This window comes from Halomonas sp. ANAO-440 (genome assembly GCF_019915905.1).
GTDB classification, from domain to species: Bacteria; Pseudomonadota; Gammaproteobacteria; order Pseudomonadales; family Halomonadaceae; genus Halomonas; species Halomonas chromatireducens.
This window is the reverse complement of sequence record NZ_JAHXBV010000004.1, coordinates 207,902-226,685: the sequence shown is the minus strand read 5'-3', so window position 1 is coordinate 226,685 and position 18,784 is coordinate 207,902. Positions and strand designations below refer to the sequence as shown.

Sequence of the window (18,784 nt, the reverse complement as noted above, 5' to 3'; positions counted from 1 at the left end):
CATGGGAGCTGTCTGCTGCGCTTTCGGAAAGGGTCAGCCGACGCGCATCAACGGGTCGGTGACGCCGATCACGTAGAAGGCGATCATGGCGATGATGCCGGTGAAGATCAGGTAGTAGAGGGTCGGCAGGATCGTCTTGCGGATGGTTGTGCCTTCGCGTCCCAGCAGCCCCACGGTAGCCGATGCCGCGACCACGTTATGGATGGCGACCATGTTGCCTGCGGCCGCACCCACGGCTTGCAGCGCCACCATCATTGCGGTGGATACCCCGAGCTGTTGCGCCACGTTGAACTGGAACTCCGCCAGCATCAGGTTGGCTGCGGTATTGGAGCCGGCAATGAAGGCGCCGAGTCCCCCGACTGCGGGAGCGAAGAACGGGTAGACGTCACCCACCCCATCGGCGACGAACTGCGCCATGGCCACCGGCATGGAGACCAGGTCGGCTCCATTGACCCCGGAATTGATCAGGATCCGCACCATGGGAATGGTAAAGATCAGCACGAAGCCGGCCCCGAGAATGGTGCGGGTTGACTCATTGAAGGCTTCTTTCACCTCACCGATGCGCATGCGGTGAAGCAGGGCCGTGAGCAACACCACGAAAACCAGAATGCCACCCGGCAGATAAAGTGGTTCCAGGCTGCCGGATACTCCGGCTTCGCCGAGGATATTGCTCCAGCCGAAGCTCAGTGATTGAAGCGCTTCGCGGAACGGGTCGATGGTGCGGGAGGCGACCAGTATCACGGCCAGAAGCACATAGGGCGCCCAGCCCATGTAGGTGGAGAGAGGCTTCTTGCCGGCGACGTCGTCCAGCTTGATCTCCAGCTTGCCGATCCACTCGTCGGGCCAGGACTTGCGCTCGGGAAACTCCCATACATCCTTGGGGATCAGGAAGCCGCGGCGGGCGGCGGGCACGACCACGGCCAGACCCACCATGGCACCGATCATGGACGGGAATTCCGGGCCGAGCAGTACCCCTGCCAGCATGTAAGGCACCACGAAGGCCACGCCGGCGAAAAGCGCAAAAGGCGTGATGGAAAGGCCCTCCTTCCAGGACTTGTTGGCCCCAAAGAAGCGCACCATGATCACCACCATGATCAGCGGCATCAGGATGCCGACGATGCCGTGGATGATGGCTACCTCGGCAGCAATCAAACGGAAGTACTCCAGCCAGGTGTAGCCACCGGCTTCAAGTGCTTCAGTGATGGCGCTCTGGTTGACCCCGCCGGTAACGCCAACCACGATCGGCGTACCCACGGCACCGAAGGAGACCGGGGTGGACTGGATCATCATGCCCACCACCACGGCAGCCAGGGCCGGAAAGCCCAGGGCCACCATCAATGGCGCGGCCACGGCGGCCGGGGTACCGAAGCCGGAGGCTCCCTCGATGAAGCAGCCGAACAGCCAGGCGACGATGATGGCCTGCACCCGGCGGTCCGGACTGATGCCCGAGAAGCCGTTGCGAATGGCGGTGATGCCTCCGGAATGCTTCATGGCATTGAGCAGCAGGATGGCACCGAAGATGATCCACAGGATCGAGACGGTGAGGATCAAACCCTGCAACGAAGAGGCGATGACCCGCGTGAAGGTCATCTCCCAGGCGAATAGAGCGATGAGGGCCGTCACCAGGTAGACGATCGGCATGGCGGTTCTGGCCGCCATTCGAAAGCCGATCAGCAGCACCCCGGCCAGGACCAGGGGTAGAAAGGCAAGTAGCGCTAGCGTGGTATTTGTCATGGGCAAAAATTCCTCGGTTTTATGCTACTTATTCGGGAACCTCCGCCTGGCACCTTAAGGGGATGATGGGGGGATGGCCATGCCGGGTACGAGTGGTAGGACCAGTTTCTTGGCGGCTAGCACCATGAATCGTTACCAGCGCTGTCATCAACCTGGCCACAACCGAGAAGGCCCTGTCGAATTCGACAGGGCCCTTTCGTGGCCTTCCGCAGGCTCCCGGCAGAGGATCAGCCGGCGCGCATCAGCGGGTCCGTGACGCCGATGACGTAGAACGCGATCATGGCGATGATGCCGGTGAAGATCAGGTAGTAGAGGGTCGGCAGGATCGTCTTGCGAATGGTTTCGCCTTCGCGGCCCAGCAGCCCCACGGTGGCAGACGCCGCCACCACGTTATGGATGGCAATCATGTTGCCCGCGGCGGCACCCACCGCCTGCAGTGCCACCATCATTGCGGTGGAAACGCCCAACTGCTGTGCCACGTTGAACTGGAACTCCGCCAGCATCAGGTTGGAGACGGTGTTGGAACCGGCAATGAAGGCACCCAGACCACCGACTGCGGGCGCGAAGAGCGGATAGACGCCGCCCACCCCGTCGGCAACGAACTGTGCCATGGCAACCGGCATGGATACCAGGTCCGCAGCGTTGACGCCGGAGTTGATCAGAATGCGCACCATGGGAATGGTGAAGATCAGCACGAAGCCAGCGCCGAAAATGGTCCGCGAGGACTCACCGAAGGCTGCCTTGAGCTCGCCCAGGCGCATGCGGTGGAGCAGGGCGGTGAGCAGTACCACCATCAGCAGGATCCCACCGGGCAGGTAGAGTGGCTCGATAGCACCCGACACGCCGGCCTCACCGAGGATATTGCTCCAGCCGAAGCTCAGTGATTGAAGCGCTTCGCGGAACGGGTCGATGGTGCGGGAGGCGACCAGAATCACGGCCAGCAGCACATAGGGTACCCAGCCCATGAGGGTAGAGATCGGTGCCTTGCCGGCGATGTCGTCCAGCTTGATTTCCAGCTTGCCGATCCATGCGTCCGGCCAGGACTTGCGCTCGGGGAAGTCCCAGACGTCCTTGGGGATCAGGAAGCCCTTGCGCGCGGCGGGCACAACGATGGCAAGTCCCACCATGGCACCGATCATGGACGGGAATTCCGGGCCGAGCAGCACGCCGGCGAGCATATAGGGCACCACGAAGGCCACGCCGGCGAAGAGCGCGAAGGGGGTGATGGATAGCCCTTCCTTCCAGGACTTGTTGGCACCGAAGAAGCGCACCATGATCACCACCATGATCAGCGGCATCAGGACGCCGACGATACCGTGGATAACGGCCACCTCGGCGGCGATCAGACGGAAGTATTCAAGCCAGGTATAGCCGCCGGCTTCCAGCTGAGATGTGATGCCTTCACGATCAATACCGGCGGTGACGCCCACCACGATCGGCGTGCCCACGGCGCCGAAGGAGACCGGCGTTGACTGGATCATCATGCCCACCACTACGGCGGCCAGCGCCGGGAAGCCGAGTGCCACCATCAGCGGCGCGGCTACGGCGGCTGGGGTGCCGAAGCCGGAGGCGCCCTCGATGAAGCAGCCGAACAGCCAGGCGACGATGATCGCCTGCACCCGGCGGTCCGGGCTGATGCCCGAGAAGCCGTTGCGGATGGCGGTGATGCCCCCGGAGTGTTTCAGGGTGTTGAGCAGCAGGATGGCACCGAAGATGATCCAGAGGATCGATATGGTGAGAATCAGGCCCTGGAGAGTCGAGGCCAGAACTCGGTTGAAGCTCATGTCCCAGGCGAGCAGGGCAATGAGGGCGGTGACCACATAGACCGCCGGCATGGCAGTTTTCGCCGGCATGCGCAGGCCGATCAGCAGCACGCCGGCCAGGATCAGCGGCGTGAAGGCAAGTAGGGCAAGTGTCGTGTCCGTCATGAGATGACGTTACCTCGCTGTCTCGTTTTCAGGGATCGAGTGAGGGCTCGGATACGAGGCCCCATGGCTACCACAATGGGGCGACGATACGGCTTGATGGTGCTCATTACCAATCATGGTTAATTGGTATTACCAATTTTTCACTCATGAAATGAAGCCCTCGCAACGCACTTAGTATGTTTATAAACAATGATTTGCCTTGATAATTCTGGCCAAATCCGGTCGTGGCTTTCGCCGGGATGTTAGACCAATGGATAGCAAGGAAGCCGCTGCGAGGGTGCGGGTGATGAATTGGTATCGCTGGGGAAAGGCTGGCACTATCGCTATAGGATCCCTACGTTTGACCCCTACATTATACGACCCCCAGCGAAAGTAAGGAGACGGCATGGCTATGGTTCTCTATGAACTCTGCGGTATTGACGAGGGGCTGCGCTTTTCCCCCTACTGCTGGCGGGTTCGCTACGCCCTGGCACACAAGGGGCTGACGGTGGAGACCCGCCCCTGGTATTTCACCGACAAGGAGGCGCTTGCCTTCTCCGACTCCGACAAGGTGCCGGTATTGGTTGACGGTGACCGCGCCGTTGCCGACAGCTACGAGATCCTGCGCTACCTTGATCATAGTTATCCTGGCGCGCCGCTGCTGGGCGACGGGATGGCAGAGGCCCGTGCCCGGTTCTTCAAGCACTATGCCGAGCGAGCCCTGGCGCCGGCGATGATGCGAACCATCATCATGGACCTGCTCAATGCCATCCATCCCAAGGATCGTGACTATTTTCGCGAGACGCGGGAAAAGCGCTTCGGTCGTGCTCTCGAGGAATTTCACTCCCCCGCCAAGGGACTATCGCAACTGGATGCCGCACTCGAGCCGCTGCGAGGACAGCTCAAGGAAGCCGACTTCATCGACGGGGCTGCCCCTGCCGCTGCCGATTACCTCGTCTTCGGCAGCTTCATGTGGGCACGCGTGGTCTCCAGTGCCGACATGGTTTCCAACGCCGATCCGGTATATGGATGGCTCGAGCGCATGCTCGACCTGCACGGCGGTCTTGGCCGCAGCGCCATGCGAGTGACCGATATCCAGGGTGCCTACCGCTGACGATGTTGCAACGCACAAAAATGCTTGCTATGCTGCATTGCAACAAGGCGGTTTCGGATGGGAACCAGCCTTGGCTACCCCGAACCGTACTGGAGATTTTTCATGAGCAAGACTACCGAGCAAGCAACCGAGCAAGCCACTCAGCAGTTCGAGAGCCTGTTTGTCGCGCCGGCCCGCGCCTATGGTTCGCTGACGCTGGAATATTATGAAAAGCTGATGGCTGCCCAGCTGGACGCCTTCCGCACGTACAGCGAGTTAAGCCTGGCCCAGGCGCGCGCCTGGATCGACGTCAAGGACGCCGAAGGCCTCAAGCAGGTCGTGAGCGATCAGCAGAAGGCCGTGCAGGATCTGGGCGATCGCCTCCAGGGCGACACCCAGAAGGTGGTTACCCTGAGCCAGGAGTTCCTGCAAAAGGGACAGAAGCTGGCGGAAGAGAACGTCAAGACTAGCCAGAAGCTGGCCGAAGACGCTGTCAAGAAGGTTCAGGCCAGCAAGTAAGGCCGCAAGGCAAGCGCGCCAGACTAGTTCTGCTGCAGCGAGCCGAACCAAGCCTTCAGGCTTTGGTAGAGACCGCCATCCTTCGGGATGGCGGTCTCTTGCGTGGTGCGTAGTGCGTAGAGAGGGGCGCCTAACGGCCAGTTTCAGCCGGACGAGGGGTTCAGCAGCTCAATGACTTCCTCTTCCTCCACTTGGCTGAAGTCGGCATAGAACTGGCCGACTGCCATGAAGCCCTGGGGTATCTCCAGGCAGGCCACTTCATCCGCCGCAGCTTCCAGGCGTGCCACGGCGCTGGGAGCGCCGACCCCCATGGCGGCGATAAGCCGTTCGGGACGGCCACGCAGCGTCTTCAGGGCGGCCTCCATGGTGGCGCCGGTGGCGCTGCCGTCGTCCACCACCACCACCACCCGGCCCTCGGGCGATATCGGTGGGCGAACCGGGCTGTAGCGCTCCCGGCGCTCCTTCAGCAGCTGGCGCTGGTGATCGGCTTCGCGCGCCACCGCTTCGGGGGGGAAATGCGAAGCGGCATCATCGAGCTTCATGCTGCCGTCTTCGCTCACCGCGCCGATGGCGAACTCCGGACTGCCCGGCGCGCGTATCTTGCGCACCAGCACCACATCCAGCTCACCTTCCAGCGCATCGGCCAGATGACGTCCCATGGGCACACCACCTCGGGGGATGGCGAGTATCAGCGGGTTGCGCCCCTTGAGACGCTCGAGGCGCTGTGCAAGTTGCCTGGCGGCATCGAGACGATCACGGAACATGAAAGAACCTCCGGAAAGCGATCCTCTACACAGTGTAGTTTTGAATCCGAGCGCTTCACTCTGCAATGAGAACGCCGCCGGAGATCATCCGGCGGCGTTATCTCGCGAGGCGGTGGGGTAACGCCTCAGAGGTTGGATTTGGCCTCTTCACTCTTGGCAGCGATGGCCTCCTGTGGCTCGATCGGCTCGCGCTTGGGCTTTCCCGGCAGGATTGCATCGAGCAGCAGCGCAGCCAGCGCGGCAGGCACCAGGCCGGACTTGAGCAGCAGGCCGAACTGGCCGGGCATGGTTTCGGCAATCTGCTCCACTGCCGGCAGGCCGATGCCCAGGCTCAGGGCGACGGCAATGATCAGCATGGCGCGCTGATTGAGCTCGCACTCCTGGATGATCTTCATACCGGCTGAGGCGATCATGCCGAACATGACGACCCCGGCGCCGCCCAGCACCGCGTGGGGCATGGCCGCAACCAGGCCGCCCAGTTTCGGGAACAGGCCCATGCAGATCAACAGAATGCCGCCGATGGTCACCACGTGGCGGCTGACCACGCCGGTCAGGGTGATCAAGCCCACATTCTGCGCGTAGGCGGTATTGGGCAGGGTATTGAAGACGGCGGCGAAAGAGGTGGCCACGCCGTCGGCCATCACGCCGCCGGATAGTTCGCGATCCTTGGCCTGGCGGCCGGCGCCACCGATGGTGATGGCGGAGATATTACCGATTGTCTCCAGGCCTACCACAAACATGATCAAGGTCATGCCGATGATGGCGGTCAAATGGAACTCCAGTCCGTACTGGAGGGGCTTGGGGAAGGCGAACCAGGCGGCGTTGCCGACGCTGGAGAAGTCCACCATGCCGAGGGCGATGGCGACCAGGTAGCCGCTGACCAGCCCTACCAGGATGGAGGAGGCCTTGAGGAAGCCGCGGCCGAACTGATGAACGACGATGGTCACCACCAGCACGAACAGTGCCAGGCCCAGGTTGGTGGGGGAGGCGAAGTCATCGGCCCCGACGCCACCGGCGGCGTAGTTGAGGCCCACTGGCATCAGGGTAATACCGATCAGGAGTACTACGATGCCGGTGACCACCGGGGAGAACCAGTGTCGGATTTTCTTGAGGAAGGCGCCCAGGCCCACCTGCAACAGCCCGGCGATCAAGGAGGCGCCCAGCACCGAAGCCAGACCGAAAGTGCCGGCCAGGGGCAGGGCCACCGGCAGGAAGCCGAAGCTGGTGCCCTGAACAATGGGGAGTCGGGCCCCGATGGGACCCATGCCGATGGTCTGGATCAGGGTGGCGATGCCGGCCACGAAGAGCGCCACCTGGATCAGGAAGATCTGCTCACCGGTGGTGGCGCCGATAACGCCGGCGATGATGATAGGTGGGGTCACGTTTCCCGCGAACATCGCCATGATGTGCTGGATGCCCAGCGGGATTGCCTTGCCCAGCGGAGGCATGGCATCGGGATTCTGATTGATGGTGCGCGATGGTTTCTTCAGTGAAGAAGACAGATTGTTGTCGGTCATGTCAGGCTCTCACGCTTGTTATTGTATCCAGAAGTTTAGTTTTTGGATGCACAGTCATTAATCAAATGTACACAATCGATGCTGTTTTGAAAGACAGCAGGTGACTATTTTTTTTGAGATAGCCGGTTTTCTAATTAAAACAGTAAGATGCGAGCGCAATTCTGACCGTTTGGTCATATTCTGGGGTCTGGTTTTTCCCACCCATTCTTTCGATTGCCGCTTGCGTAGCAGCCGTGAAAAGAAGAGCCGTGATGGTCTCAGGTATGAAGGACGGCCTGGGAGCGAGGTGAAGGTAGGCGGGCGATTCCAAGGCAGGTGGAAGCGCTACAGCGCCAGCGTATTGCTGGCGCTGCGTGAGATCATGCTTCGGTGCGGGCTTCCAGGCGGAAGAGAGCGATGCGGTTGATCTGCTCGATGGCGGTGCGGCGCTCCTGCTCCGGCGTGTTCTCCAGACGAGCCACGAAGGCGTCGAGGATAGCGTGGCGGTCGCTACCCTTGACGGCCATCACGAAGGGAAAATCGAAGCGGGCCTTGTAGGCGTCGTTCAGTCGCTGGAAGCGCGCCATCTCTTCCGGGGTGCACTGGTCGAGTCCCGCACCGGCCTGCTCGCGGGTGGAGTCATCGGTCAGCTCGCCGGCAATGGCGGCCTTACCGGCAAGGTCGGGGTGGGCACGAATCACTTCCAACTGCTTTTCGGCCGATGCTTCTCGCAGCGTCCGCCCCATGGCTTCGGCAAGCCCGGACGGCGTGTCCTGTTCGTCGCCTAGGCCCTGTTGCCAGGTCAGGTCGGCGACCCAGGGAGAGTGTTCATAGATATCGCCATACTGTGCGACGAATGCCTGGCGGTCGAGGGTGCTGGGGCGCGGTTCGAGGGTCTTGTCGCTCATCGGGGGACTCCGCAATGGTGGTCGGGGGATCGGCCTGATATAGCCTTACGGAAAGTGTATACAAAAAAATTTTGAAATGTACCATCAAAAGAGCTAAAACTGTCTTCAGCATTGCAGTTACCATGATGCACCGCCTGAGGTGGCATCGCCAGCCAAGCATGGGAGAAACCGATGGGACGACTGACAACGCATGTTCTTGATACTGCGAAGGGCCAGCCCGGCGAGGGGATCGAGATAGCGGTCTATCGGCTGGAAGGCGAGCAGCGCACTCGTCTCAAGCGTGTCGTGACCAATGATGATGGTCGCTGCGATGCGCCGATTCTGGAAGGAGACGACTTCCTGGCCGGTGAGTACGAGCTGGTCTTTCATGCCGGTGCCTATCTGCGACGCCAGGGTGTGGCAGCTGATGAGCCCCGCTTCCTGGACGTGATACCGCTGCGTTTTGGCGTGGCCGATGCGTCACAGCACTATCATGTACCGCTGCTGCTGTCGCCGTATGGTTATTCCACCTACCGAGGCAGCTAGGGAAGCGCTGAGTCTATGGCTGCGCTTCGGTACCAGGCGCTGAACAACAACACTGATAGAGACCCCCTCAATGCAAGCTTACCTGTTGGAGTTCGTCAATTTCATGCTGCGTTGGCTACACGTCATCGCGGCCATCGCGTGGATCGGCGAGTCGATCTACTTCGTCATGCTGGACAATGGCCTGAAGAAGCCCAAGGCCGCTGAAGATCGCGAGAAGGGTGTATTCGGCGAAATGTGGGCCGTCCATGGGGGCGGTTTCTATCACAACCAGAAATATGCCACGGCCCCGGCCAAGCTGCCCGACGACTTGCACTGGTCGTTCTGGAAGTCCTACACCACCTGGCTGTCGGGATTTGCGCTATTCGTCACCCTCTATATGTTCAACCCGGGCTTCTACCTGGTGAACCCCAATGCCAACTGGGAGTGGGCCGCGAACATGAGCGGCTGGCAGGCCAACGTGCTGGCGCTCGTGTTCCTGGCCGGCGGCTGGGTCGTCTACAACGAGCTTTGCAAGCGCATCAGTCCCAACATGACCCGTGACGGGGTGCTCAGCATCGCGGTGGCGGTGATGATGGTGGTGGTGGCCTATCTGAGCGTGCAGATGTTCTCCGGCCGAGCGGCTTTCCTGCTGACCGGTGCGGTGATGGCAACCGCCATGTCGGCCAACGTGTTCTTCTGGATCATTCCCGGCCAGCGCCGCATGGTCAACGCCATGAAGGCGGGCGAGACGCCCAATCCGCTCGACGGCAAGCGCGGCAAGCAGCGCTCGGTGCATAACACCTACTTCACCCTGCCGGTGGTGCTGCTAATGATCAGCAACCACTACTCGTTCATCTACAGCCATGAGCACGCCTGGATCTTGATGTCGCTGTTTATCTTTGCCGGCGCGTTGATCCGCCAGTTCTTCGTGCTGATGCATGCAGGAAAGATCCAGCCAGCGTACCCTGCGGCGGGGGTGGCACTGATTCTGGTGGCGTTCTGGCTGGCGGCACCTGCCGGGCAGACCGCGGCGACGGACAGGGATACGGCAGCCGATGGTCCCGAGTTCGACGAGGTTCACGCCCTGATCGATCAGCACTGTGTAGCCTGCCACTCCCGTGAGCCGACGCAGCCAGGCTTTTCTGCTCCGCCGGCCGGTGTCGCCTATGATACCGAGGACCAGATCCTGCGCCAGAAGAGCCAGATTCAGCAGGTGGTGGCCAGCAAGTACATGCCGTTGGGCAACATGACCGGCATGACCGACGAGGAGCGCGAGACCATCGCCGCCTGGTCGGAATGACCCCGTAGTCGCTTCTTTCTGCGATCGACCCACAGCCCGCCTTATGGCGGGCTGTGGGCGTTGCAGCCAGGTTCATTGTCGACCCGCAATGCGTATACAATGATTGCCATTAATGGGCATACAAGGAGGGATACCATGAATCAGCGGCAAAGCCTTGCCGATGGTGAAGCGTCGGGTCAGCCCCCCCCTCGACGTCTGGGCAAGAACGGCGATGGCGCCGAGCGCCACGAGACGATCTATCGCTCTATCAGTGACGCTATCATCGAGCACCGACTCAGGCCCGGGGCACGGCTGCGCGAGGATGCCCTGGCCGAGGTGTTTGGTATCAGCCGTACCGGTATCCGCAAGATTCTTCAGCGTCTGGCCCTGGAGCAACTGGTTACATTGACGCCACGTCGTGGCGCGAGCGTGACTCGCCCCACTGCCGATGAAGCCAGGGAGGTCTTCGATGCCCGCCAGATGGTCGAGTGCGGGCTGATGCCGGAAGTGGCGCGGCGCATCAGCGAAGCGGATATCGAGGAACTGCGTTCCATGGCCAGCCGCGAACGCGAAGCACTGAGCGCCGGGGAGCAGAGTTCGGCAATCAAGCTCTCTGCGGCCTTTCACGAACGCCTGGCGGCGCTTTCCGGCAATGATACTCTGGCCGCCTTCGTCGGCCGGCTCTGCTCGCGCTCCTCGCTGATCCTGGCGGTCTACGGCAACCCTGGCAACCTGGGCTGCGAATCTCACGATCATGACGACCTGATCCGCTACCTGGAGGCGGGTGACGGCGAGGGGGCCCGCGCCTTCATGAGCCACCATCTCAAGGAAATCGAGGCATCGCTCTCCATCGTCGAGGAAGAGGCCGAAGCGCCGGACCTGCAGAGCATCTTCGGCAGCTGAGCCAATGCGTTGCCTTTTGCTCTAACCAACGCCAGCGCCCCGGATCATGTGTCCGGGGCGCTGGCGTTTACGCTTGCGTGGCGTTATTGGCGGAAGCGCTGGCAGGGGCCCCAGTGCTGCATCAACAGGTAGTAGGTGATGCCGGCGGGGATCAGGCTTGCGTACCAGGAGACGGCTGAGAAGGTCAGGGCGGACACGATGCCGACGGCGGTGGCGATCAGTGCGGCATAGTTGACGCCCTGGTAGGGACCGGTCTCGTCATACAGCTTGCCGATATCCAGGGTGCGGCGACGAATGATGTAGTAGTCGACGACCAGGATGGCGAAGATCGGGCCGAGGAAGGCGGAGTAGGTCTGCACGAACAGCTGCAGGCCGGCGGCGGATTCCGGCTGCACCAGCTTCCAGGGGAAGGTGGCGAAGGCCAGCAGCCCGACGATCACGGTGGCGATGGGGAATTTCAGCTTGAACACGTCCATCAGCACATAGGTCGGCGGCACCACGTTGTTGAGTACGTTGGTGGTGACCTGGGCGAAGGCGATGAACAGCAGGGTGGTCATCAGCAGCGGGGTGTTGTCCACGGCATTGGCGAAGACCTGGATGGGGTCGGCGGTGCCGGTGGCTTCCGAGACCATGTAGCCGATCAGGCCCATGAACATGGTGCAGGGCAGGATCGACATGGCGTAGATAGTGGTCAGCAGGCCTGGGCCGGTTCCCTTCTTGTGCTCGCGGGAGTAGTCGCTGACGTTGAGCATCATGGTGCTGTAGATACCCAGGAACAGCATGGTGGCGCCCCAGAACGGCATGCCCCAGGAACCTTCCATGGTCAGCAGGTTGGCGGAAAGCTCATCGCCATAGCGTTGTACCGTGGCATAGAACATGTAGGTCAGCGAGGCGAGGATGAAGACGCTGCCGATGTTCTCCAGCCACTTGATGCCCTGGAAGCCCATCACCGAGAGGCCGATCTGCAGGAACTGGAAGGTGATGAAGTAGAATATCAGGTTGTCGAAGCCGAACAGGGTGGCCGACACCATGTTCAGCGCGCCGGCCCCGATCCAGCTCTGGAAGCCGTACCAGACGATGGCGGGTACGGCTCGGACCAGGCCGGGTATGCGCGTGCCGGCAAAGCCGAAGGCGCTGCGCGCCTGGACCATGAAGGGAATGCCATACTTGTAGCCGGCTGCACCATTGATGGCGAGCGCGATGCCGATCACGAAGCAGCCGATGGCAATCGCCAGCGTCGCTTGTATCAGGTTCAGTGTGCCCACCACGCTGGAGCCCATGGCGAAGGTGCCGATCGATACGCATCCGCCGAACCAGGCCAGGAAGTAGGAGGGGCGTCCCATGATACGGGTATGCTGTGGGGCCAGGCTTTCGTCCCCCGGCGCCTTGGTGACGCCAACTGTCGTGCCCATAGAGATGTCCGGGGCGGCGGGCTGCGCCTTTGCTGTCGGATCGCTCATTATTGTGTCCTCGCAAGGATGTTTGCCAAATTTATCGTTGTCGGTCGTCCGTGCCGTACAGGGCCACTATTTCGCAGGCGGCTTTCTGTGGTGATTACTCTTGCTTGGGGAGTGTCCGGCCGATGGGTGTCAGGCCGGAGAAGTGCTCGAACTGGCCGGTAAAGGCCTTGGGTCTGGGAAAGGCCAGGTCGCCATGCTTGCTGGTGCCAAGCCCCAGGCCGACCACCGCCTCGGCCAGCTTCACGGCGGCGGTAACGCCCTCTATGACGGGAAGCCCCACCGCCTGGCCGATCTCCTCGGTCAGGTCGGCCATGCCGCCACAGCCGAGCACGATGGCCCCGATGTTGTCCTCGTCGCGGGCCCGGCGACACTCGTCGATGATGCGGTTCAGTGCCATCTCGCCGTTCTCTTCCAGGTCCAGTACCGGTACCTCGGCGGCGCGGACTCGTCGGCAGTGATGGCGAAAGCCGTACTGCTCCAGCAGGTGCTCGGCGATGATGCCGGTGCGTCCCAGGGTGGTGACGACGGAAAAGCGAGTGCTGATCATGGCGGCCATGTGGAAGGCCGCCTCGGCGATTCCGATCACCGGCGCACGGGTCAGCTCACGGGCGGCCAGCAGCCCCGGGTCGCCGAAGCAGGCGATGACATAGGCGTCCGCCCCCTCGCGCTCTCCGGCCATGACCTCTTCCAGCACGCCGACGGCGCTGATCGCCTCGTCGAAGTGGCTCTCGATGGAAACCGGGCCGCTGGTGGGCTGGGTGGCGACAATCTGTGTGCCTGGCGCGGCAATGCGCTGGGCGGCCTCGCCAATTTTCCTGGTCATGGCCTGGGTGGTGTTGGGGTTGATGACGCGTATTTGCATAGGGAGCTCCGTCTTGAATTTGTTGTGAACAAAATAAAATGTCTTTGTACACAAAGATAGACGGATGGCATCGTGTGCGCAAGCACGTCGCCGATTTGCTGCTCATGGGTTTTTATTGTTAAAAAACAATTCATTACTCAAATTATTCAGCAATTTCGGTATTTTCTGGCTGTTAGACCTAGGTCGTATTCCTGAAATGTCAGAGGGCATTGGCGACTCTGTGGAGAATATTTTGTATACACTTATTCCTGGGTAGGGGCGACAGCCGTCAGCCTGAGCAGGAGGGGGCGGGTGCATTCGGTGATATAGATGAATGTCGAGTACGTTGTCTTGATTTTTTGTATACAAAGATTAATGCTGTGAGGAGTAAGAGCGACGGCGATTCGAGATGTCATGACTCCGATGGGGTTTCACTGGATTGCCGCTGATACCTTGCAATGGGGTTGGGTACAGTATACTTTTCTATTGTATACACTAATTGTTGTCACCTGTTGCCAGGCAGCGCCTTGGCCCGTCGGTGGGCTAAGCGCGAAGCAGAAAGAACGAGTCAGGAAGAACAAGAGGAACGTCCTTGATGAGCGTAAGCAGTGAGTATCCCCGCGATCTGATCGGCTACGGCCGTACGCCTCCCCATGCCAACTGGCCCGGCAAGGCGAAGATCGCCGTGCAGTTCGTGCTCAACTATGAAGAGGGTGGCGAGAACTGCGTGCTGCATGGCGATTCGGGGTCCGAGCAGTTCCTGTCCGAGATCATCGGCGCGCCCTCGTTTCCCGATCGACACCTGAGCATGGAGTCGATCTATGAATATGGCTCCCGGGCCGGGGTCTGGCGCATCCTGCGCGAGTTCGAGCGACGCGGCCTGCCGCTGACGGTATTCGGTGTCGCCATGGCGCTGGAGCGCCACCCGGAAGTGGCTTACGCCTTCAAGGAGCTGGGGCATGAGATCGCCTGCCACGGCTATCGCTGGATCCATTATCAGGACGTACCGGAGCACGTCGAACGTGAACATCTGCAGCAGGCGATGGAGGTTTTCCAGCGCCTCTATGGCGAGAAGCCGCTGGGCTGGTACACCGGCCGCGACAGCCCCAACACCCGCCGGCTGGTGCTCGACGAGGGTGGCTTCCTCTATGACAGTGACTACTATGGGGACGACCTGCCGTTCTGGACTCGCCAGGCGGATAGCCAGGGTCGCGAACACGATCACCTGATCGTGCCCTATACCCTGGACAGCAACGACATGCGCTTCGCCGCGCCCCAGGGCTTCAACACTGCCGACCATTTCTTCAGCTACCTGCGCGACGCCTTCGACGTGCTCTATGCGGAAGGGGAGGAGTCGCCGAAAATGCTCTCGGTGGGCATGCACTGCCGGCTGCTGGGCCGCCCCGGCCGATTCCGTGCCCTGCAGCGGTTCCTCGACCATATCGAGGCCCACGACCGGGTCTGGGTCACGCGACGCGTGGATATCGCGCGGCACTGGGCCGAGCACCACCCCGCGCCGGCGCGCTGACGTCGAACCCCGACAGGACAGCCTGGCTGCTTTACGAGGGGCGCCGGGGACAGGCCGTAGAGGAGGTCCTTCGCCATGGATGGCGAAGGTAGCGCCCAGGGAGGGGTTCACAGCGCCTCCTCGAAGGCCTGTCGACGGTTTAGCCCCGAGAGACGCACCCGTCACGATAGCTTGAGCGCTATCTTTGGCAATCTTTCAGGACGCATCATGAGCCAACGCACTTATTACGCCCCCCGAGGTGGACATCCGCCCCAGACCCAGCTGCTTTCGGACCGAGCGGTTTTTACCGAGGCCTACGCCGTGATCCCCAAGGGGGTGTTCGGTGATATCGTCACCAGCAATCTGCCGTTCTGGCACAACACTCGCCTATGGGTGCTGGCACGGCCGCTCTCCGGCTTTGCCGAGACCTTCTGCCAGTACATCATGGAGGTGTCGCCGGGGGGCGGTAGCGACAAGCCCGAACTCGACCCGGCCGCCGAGGGCGTGCTGTTCGTGGTGGAAGGGGAGATGACCCTGACCCTGGCCGGCGAGCGCCACCACATGACCGCAGGTGGCTACGCCTTCCTGCCGCCGGGCAGCCACTGGCAGCTGCACAACGAGTCCGATGCCCCGGTGCGTTTCCACTGGGTGCGCAAGGCCTACGAGTTCGTCGAGGGCATCGAGGTGCCGGAGGCGTTTGTGGTCAACGAGAACGATATTGCGCCGACGCCGATGCCGGACACCGACGAGCGCTGGGCCACCACTCGCTTCGTCGACCCTGCTGACGTGCGTCATGACATGCACGTCAACATCGTCACCTTCCAGCCCGGCGCCGTGATCCCCTTCGACGAGACACACGTCATGGAGCACGGTCTCTACGTACTGGAGGGCAAGGCGGTCTATCACCTCAACCAGGACTGGGTCGAGGTCGAGGCCGGCGATTTCATGTGGCTGCGCGCCTTTTGTCCCCAGGCCTGCTATGCCGGTGGCCCTGGGCCGTTCCGCTATCTGCTTTACAAGGATGTGAATCGCCACCCGGCGCTGCAGATCGGGGCTCGTTGAAAACACTGATCGCTAGGGGCGCCGGGGGCAGGCCGAAGAGGAGGTCATTTGCCAGGGATGGCAAATGTAGCGCCCAGGGAGGGGTTTACAGCGCCTCCTCGTAGGCCTGTCGCCGGAACAGCCCTAGTGATTCAGGTCGACTGCCGAGAAAACCTTTAAGGGGGCAATATGCTGGAACTCAAAGCCGAGCCGCTGACGCCGGAAGCCTTCGCGGCCTTCGGCGACGTCATCGACACGCGCACGGCCGACTATTTTCACATCAACGCCGGGCGCACCCGTCGTTACCACGACCTGGCGAAGGTCGAAACCCTCGGTGAGCAGGCTCGGGCGCTGATCAGTATCTTCGTCAGCGAGCCCATTGAGCTGCCGCTCGAGCTCGACTTCCTGGAGCGTCATCCTCAGGGCAGCCAGGCCTTCATGCCGCTGCACGAGGAGCGTTTCGTGATCGTGGTGGCCCCGCCGGGGGAGACCATCGCCCCGGACGATGTGCGCGCCTTCATCACCGATGGCCGCCAGGGAGTGAACTACCGAGCCGGGATCTGGCATGCGATCCAATCGGTGCTCGAGCGCCAGGGGGAATTCCTGGTCGTAGATCGTGGCGGCGAGGGTAACAACTGCGACGAGTACCCGCTGGCGCTGCGCATCACCGCCGACTGATTATCGGCGGTTTTTGATAAGGCTATGATGGCCCAAGTAGCTGATGTTACTTGGGCTTTTTTGTATCCAGGCAATTTTATGAAAATTGTTTCCACAAAATATTGACGGCAGGCTAGGCGGAGCCTAATCTCGGTATACAGAAATATTTTCCAAAAACAATTTCCACTAAGAACAACGCCCCTCACTGGAGGAATCATCATGGCTCGTATGACCGCCGCAGAAGCCGCCATTTACGTACTCAGGAAGGAAGGCATCGACGTTGCCTTCGGTGTGCCTGGTGCCGCCATCAATCCCTTCTATGCCGCCATGCGCAAGGTTGGTGGTATCGACCATCTGCTGGCCCGACACGTCGAGGGCGCCTCGCATATGGCCGAGGGCTACACCCGGACCAAGGCCGGCAATATCGGGGTCTGCATCGGTACCTCCGGCCCTGCCGGCACCGACATGATCACCGGTCTCTATTCGGCCACCGCCGACTCGATTCCGATCCTGTGCATTACCGGCCAGGCGCCGCGGGCCAAGCTGCACAAGGAAGATTTCCAGGCGGTGGACATCCAGGCGATTGCCGGTCCGGTCACCAAGTGGGCCGTCACCGTGCTGGAGCCAGCCCAGGTGCCGCGCGTCTTCCAGCAGGCCTTCCAGTTGATGCGTTCCTCGCGCCCGGGGCCCGTGCTGATCGACCTGCCCATCGACGTGCAGATGACCGAGATCGAGTTCGATCCCGACACCTATGAGCCGCTGCCGGCCTACAAGCCCAGCGCCTCGCGCGCCCAGGTCGAGAAGGCCATCGCCATGCTCAACGAGGCCGAGCGCCCGCTGCTCGTGGCCGGTGGCGGTATCATCAATGCCGATGCCAGCGACCTGCTGACCGAATTTGCCGAGCTGACCGGCGTGCCGGTGATCCCGACGCTGATGGGCTGGGGCACTATCCCGGACGATCATCCGCTGATGGCGGGCATGGTCGGCCTGCAGACCTCGCATCGCTACGGCAATGCCACCCTGCTGGCGTCGGATTTCGTGATGGGTATCGGCAACCGATGGGCCAACCGCCACACCGGCAACCTCGAGACCTATACGGAAGGGCGCAAGTTTGTCCACGTGGATATCGAGCCGACCCAGATCGGTCGCATCTTCGGCCCCGACTACGGCATCGTTTCCGACGCCAAGGCGGCGCTTGAACTCTTCATCGAGGTGGCGAGCGAGATGAAGGCGGCAGGCAAGCTGAAGGATCGCAGTAGCTGGGCCGAGGAGTGCCAGGAGCGCAAGCGCACCTTGCTGCGCAAGACCCACTTCGACGAGGTGCCGGTCAAGCCGCAGCGGGTCTACGAGGAAATGAACCGTGTATTCGGCAAGAATACCCGCTATGTCAGTACTATTGGTCTGTCACAGATTGCGGGGGCACAGTTCCTCCATACCTACAAGCCGCGGCACTGGATCAACTGCGGCCAGGCGGGCCCGCTGGGCTGGACCATCCCCGCGGCTCTCGGCGTCTGCCGTGCCGACCCGGACGCCCAGGTGGTCGCGCTCTCGGGCGACTACGATTTCCAGTTCATGGTCGAGGAACTGGCGGTGGGGGCGCAGTTCAAGCTGCCCTATATCCATGTGCTGGTGAACAACTCCTACCTGGGGCTGATCCGCCAGGCCCAGCGCGGCTTCGACATGGACTACTGCGTGCAGCTCTCGTTCGAGAACATCAACTGCCCGGAGATCAACGACTACGGCGTGGATCACGTCTCTGTCGTCGAGGGGCTCGGTTGCAAGGCGCTGCGCGTGACCCGGCCCGACGAGATCGCCCCCGCCTTCACCAGGGCCCGCGAGCTGATGGCCGAGCACCGGGTGCCGGTGGTGGTCGAGATCATCCTGGAGCGGGTGACCAACATCGCCATGGGGACCGATCTCGGTGGCATCAACGAGTTCGAGGCTCTGGCCGAGAACCAGGCGGATGCGCCGACCTCGATCAGCGCCCTCACTTGATAGATACACAGGACGCGAGGAGGGGCGCCGGGGACAGGTCGTAGAGGAGGTCCGATTCCAGGGAAGGAATCGGTAGCGTACAGGGATGTATTCACAGCGCCTCATCGACGGTCCGGCGCCCCGGGACCTGTCGTCGGATTCGCCCACAAATAAGACTAACGACCCAGAGGAGACCG

General features: G+C 61.6%; 16 protein-coding genes. 9 read left to right on the top strand and 7 right to left on the bottom strand.

What is annotated here, in order from left to right:
* Positions 1-33 precede the first annotated feature (33 nt).
* Positions 34-1,734, bottom strand: coding sequence for an L-lactate permease (locus tag KZO25_RS04300; protein ID WP_223136004.1), 1,701 nt, complete (start codon positions 1,732-1,734; stop codon positions 34-36).
* A 227-nt stretch (positions 1,735-1,961) separates the two neighbouring features.
* Positions 1,962-3,662, bottom strand: a complete 1,701-nt coding sequence (locus KZO25_RS04295) for an L-lactate permease (RefSeq protein WP_066447979.1) — start codon at positions 3,660-3,662, stop codon at positions 1,962-1,964.
* Positions 3,663-4,047: 385 nt separating this feature from the next.
* Here KZO25_RS04295 and KZO25_RS04290 point away from each other — a divergent pair, with 385 nt between their 5' ends.
* Both KZO25_RS04290 and KZO25_RS04285 read left to right on the top strand, forming a co-directional pair.
* Positions 4,048-4,755 carry a glutathione S-transferase N-terminal domain-containing protein gene (locus KZO25_RS04290; protein WP_066447977.1) on the top strand — a complete coding sequence of 236 codons (708 nt, stop codon included), beginning with the start codon at positions 4,048-4,050 and terminating at the stop codon, positions 4,753-4,755.
* Positions 4,756-4,857: 102 nt separating this feature from the next.
* A complete protein-coding gene (locus KZO25_RS04285; protein WP_223136003.1) occupies positions 4,858-5,253 on the top strand; it encodes a phasin family protein in 396 nt (131 codons plus the stop codon).
* A 143-nt stretch (positions 5,254-5,396) separates the two neighbouring features.
* Here KZO25_RS04285 and KZO25_RS04280 read toward each other — a convergent pair whose 3' ends face one another.
* The 3 genes from KZO25_RS04280 to uraD form a co-directional block, all read right to left on the bottom strand.
* Entirely contained in the window at positions 5,397-6,017 is a 621-nt protein-coding gene (locus KZO25_RS04280) for a phosphoribosyltransferase (protein WP_223136002.1), read from the bottom strand.
* A 125-nt stretch (positions 6,018-6,142) separates the two neighbouring features.
* On the bottom strand, positions 6,143-7,534 hold the full coding sequence (locus KZO25_RS04275; RefSeq protein ID WP_066447971.1) for a uracil-xanthine permease family protein: 1,392 nt from the start codon (positions 7,532-7,534) through the stop codon (positions 6,143-6,145).
* 359 nt (positions 7,535-7,893) lie between these two features.
* On the bottom strand, positions 7,894-8,421 hold the full coding sequence (gene uraD / locus KZO25_RS04270) for a 2-oxo-4-hydroxy-4-carboxy-5-ureidoimidazoline decarboxylase (protein ID WP_066447966.1): 528 nt from the start codon (positions 8,419-8,421) through the stop codon (positions 7,894-7,896).
* 171 nt (positions 8,422-8,592) lie between these two features.
* On the opposite strand from uraD, the gene uraH reads away from it, so the two are divergent.
* The 3 genes from uraH (at position 8,593) to KZO25_RS04255 (ending at position 11,107) form a co-directional block, all read left to right on the top strand.
* Positions 8,593-8,946, top strand: a complete 354-nt coding sequence (gene uraH / locus KZO25_RS04265) for a hydroxyisourate hydrolase (protein WP_066447962.1) — start codon at positions 8,593-8,595, stop codon at positions 8,944-8,946.
* Between the two features lie 70 nt (positions 8,947-9,016).
* On the top strand, positions 9,017-10,225 hold the full coding sequence (locus KZO25_RS04260; protein ID WP_066447958.1) for a urate hydroxylase PuuD: 1,209 nt from the start codon (positions 9,017-9,019) through the stop codon (positions 10,223-10,225).
* Between the two features lie 135 nt (positions 10,226-10,360).
* Positions 10,361-11,107, top strand: coding sequence for a GntR family transcriptional regulator (locus tag KZO25_RS04255; RefSeq protein WP_223136001.1), 747 nt, complete (start codon positions 10,361-10,363; stop codon positions 11,105-11,107).
* 83 nt (positions 11,108-11,190) lie between these two features.
* Here KZO25_RS04255 and KZO25_RS04250 read toward each other — a convergent pair whose 3' ends face one another.
* Positions 11,191-12,519, bottom strand: a complete 1,329-nt coding sequence (locus KZO25_RS04250; protein WP_066452300.1) for an NCS1 family transporter — start codon at positions 12,517-12,519, stop codon at positions 11,191-11,193.
* Between the two features lie 142 nt (positions 12,520-12,661).
* Positions 12,662-13,429, bottom strand: coding sequence for an aspartate/glutamate racemase family protein (locus KZO25_RS04245; protein ID WP_223136000.1), 768 nt, complete (start codon positions 13,427-13,429; stop codon positions 12,662-12,664).
* A gap of 574 nt (positions 13,430-14,003) precedes the next feature.
* Between KZO25_RS04245 and puuE the strand changes: the two genes are divergently transcribed.
* The 4 genes from puuE (at position 14,004) to gcl (ending at position 18,608) form a co-directional block, all read left to right on the top strand.
* The gene (puuE, locus tag KZO25_RS04240) at positions 14,004-14,936 is read left to right on the top strand and encodes an allantoinase PuuE (RefSeq protein ID WP_223135999.1); all 933 of its coding nucleotides are present in this window, start codon (positions 14,004-14,006) and stop codon (positions 14,934-14,936) included.
* Between the two features lie 207 nt (positions 14,937-15,143).
* Complete coding sequence (locus KZO25_RS04235) at positions 15,144-15,977, top strand: bifunctional allantoicase/(S)-ureidoglycine aminohydrolase (RefSeq protein ID WP_066447947.1); 834 nt, start codon at positions 15,144-15,146, stop codon at positions 15,975-15,977.
* A gap of 168 nt (positions 15,978-16,145) precedes the next feature.
* Positions 16,146-16,634, top strand: a complete 489-nt coding sequence (locus tag KZO25_RS04230) for an ureidoglycolate lyase (RefSeq protein ID WP_223135998.1) — start codon at positions 16,146-16,148, stop codon at positions 16,632-16,634.
* A 198-nt stretch (positions 16,635-16,832) separates the two neighbouring features.
* Entirely contained in the window at positions 16,833-18,608 is a 1,776-nt protein-coding gene (gene gcl, locus KZO25_RS04225; protein ID WP_223135997.1) for a glyoxylate carboligase, read from the top strand.
* Positions 18,609-18,784 lie beyond the last annotated feature (176 nt).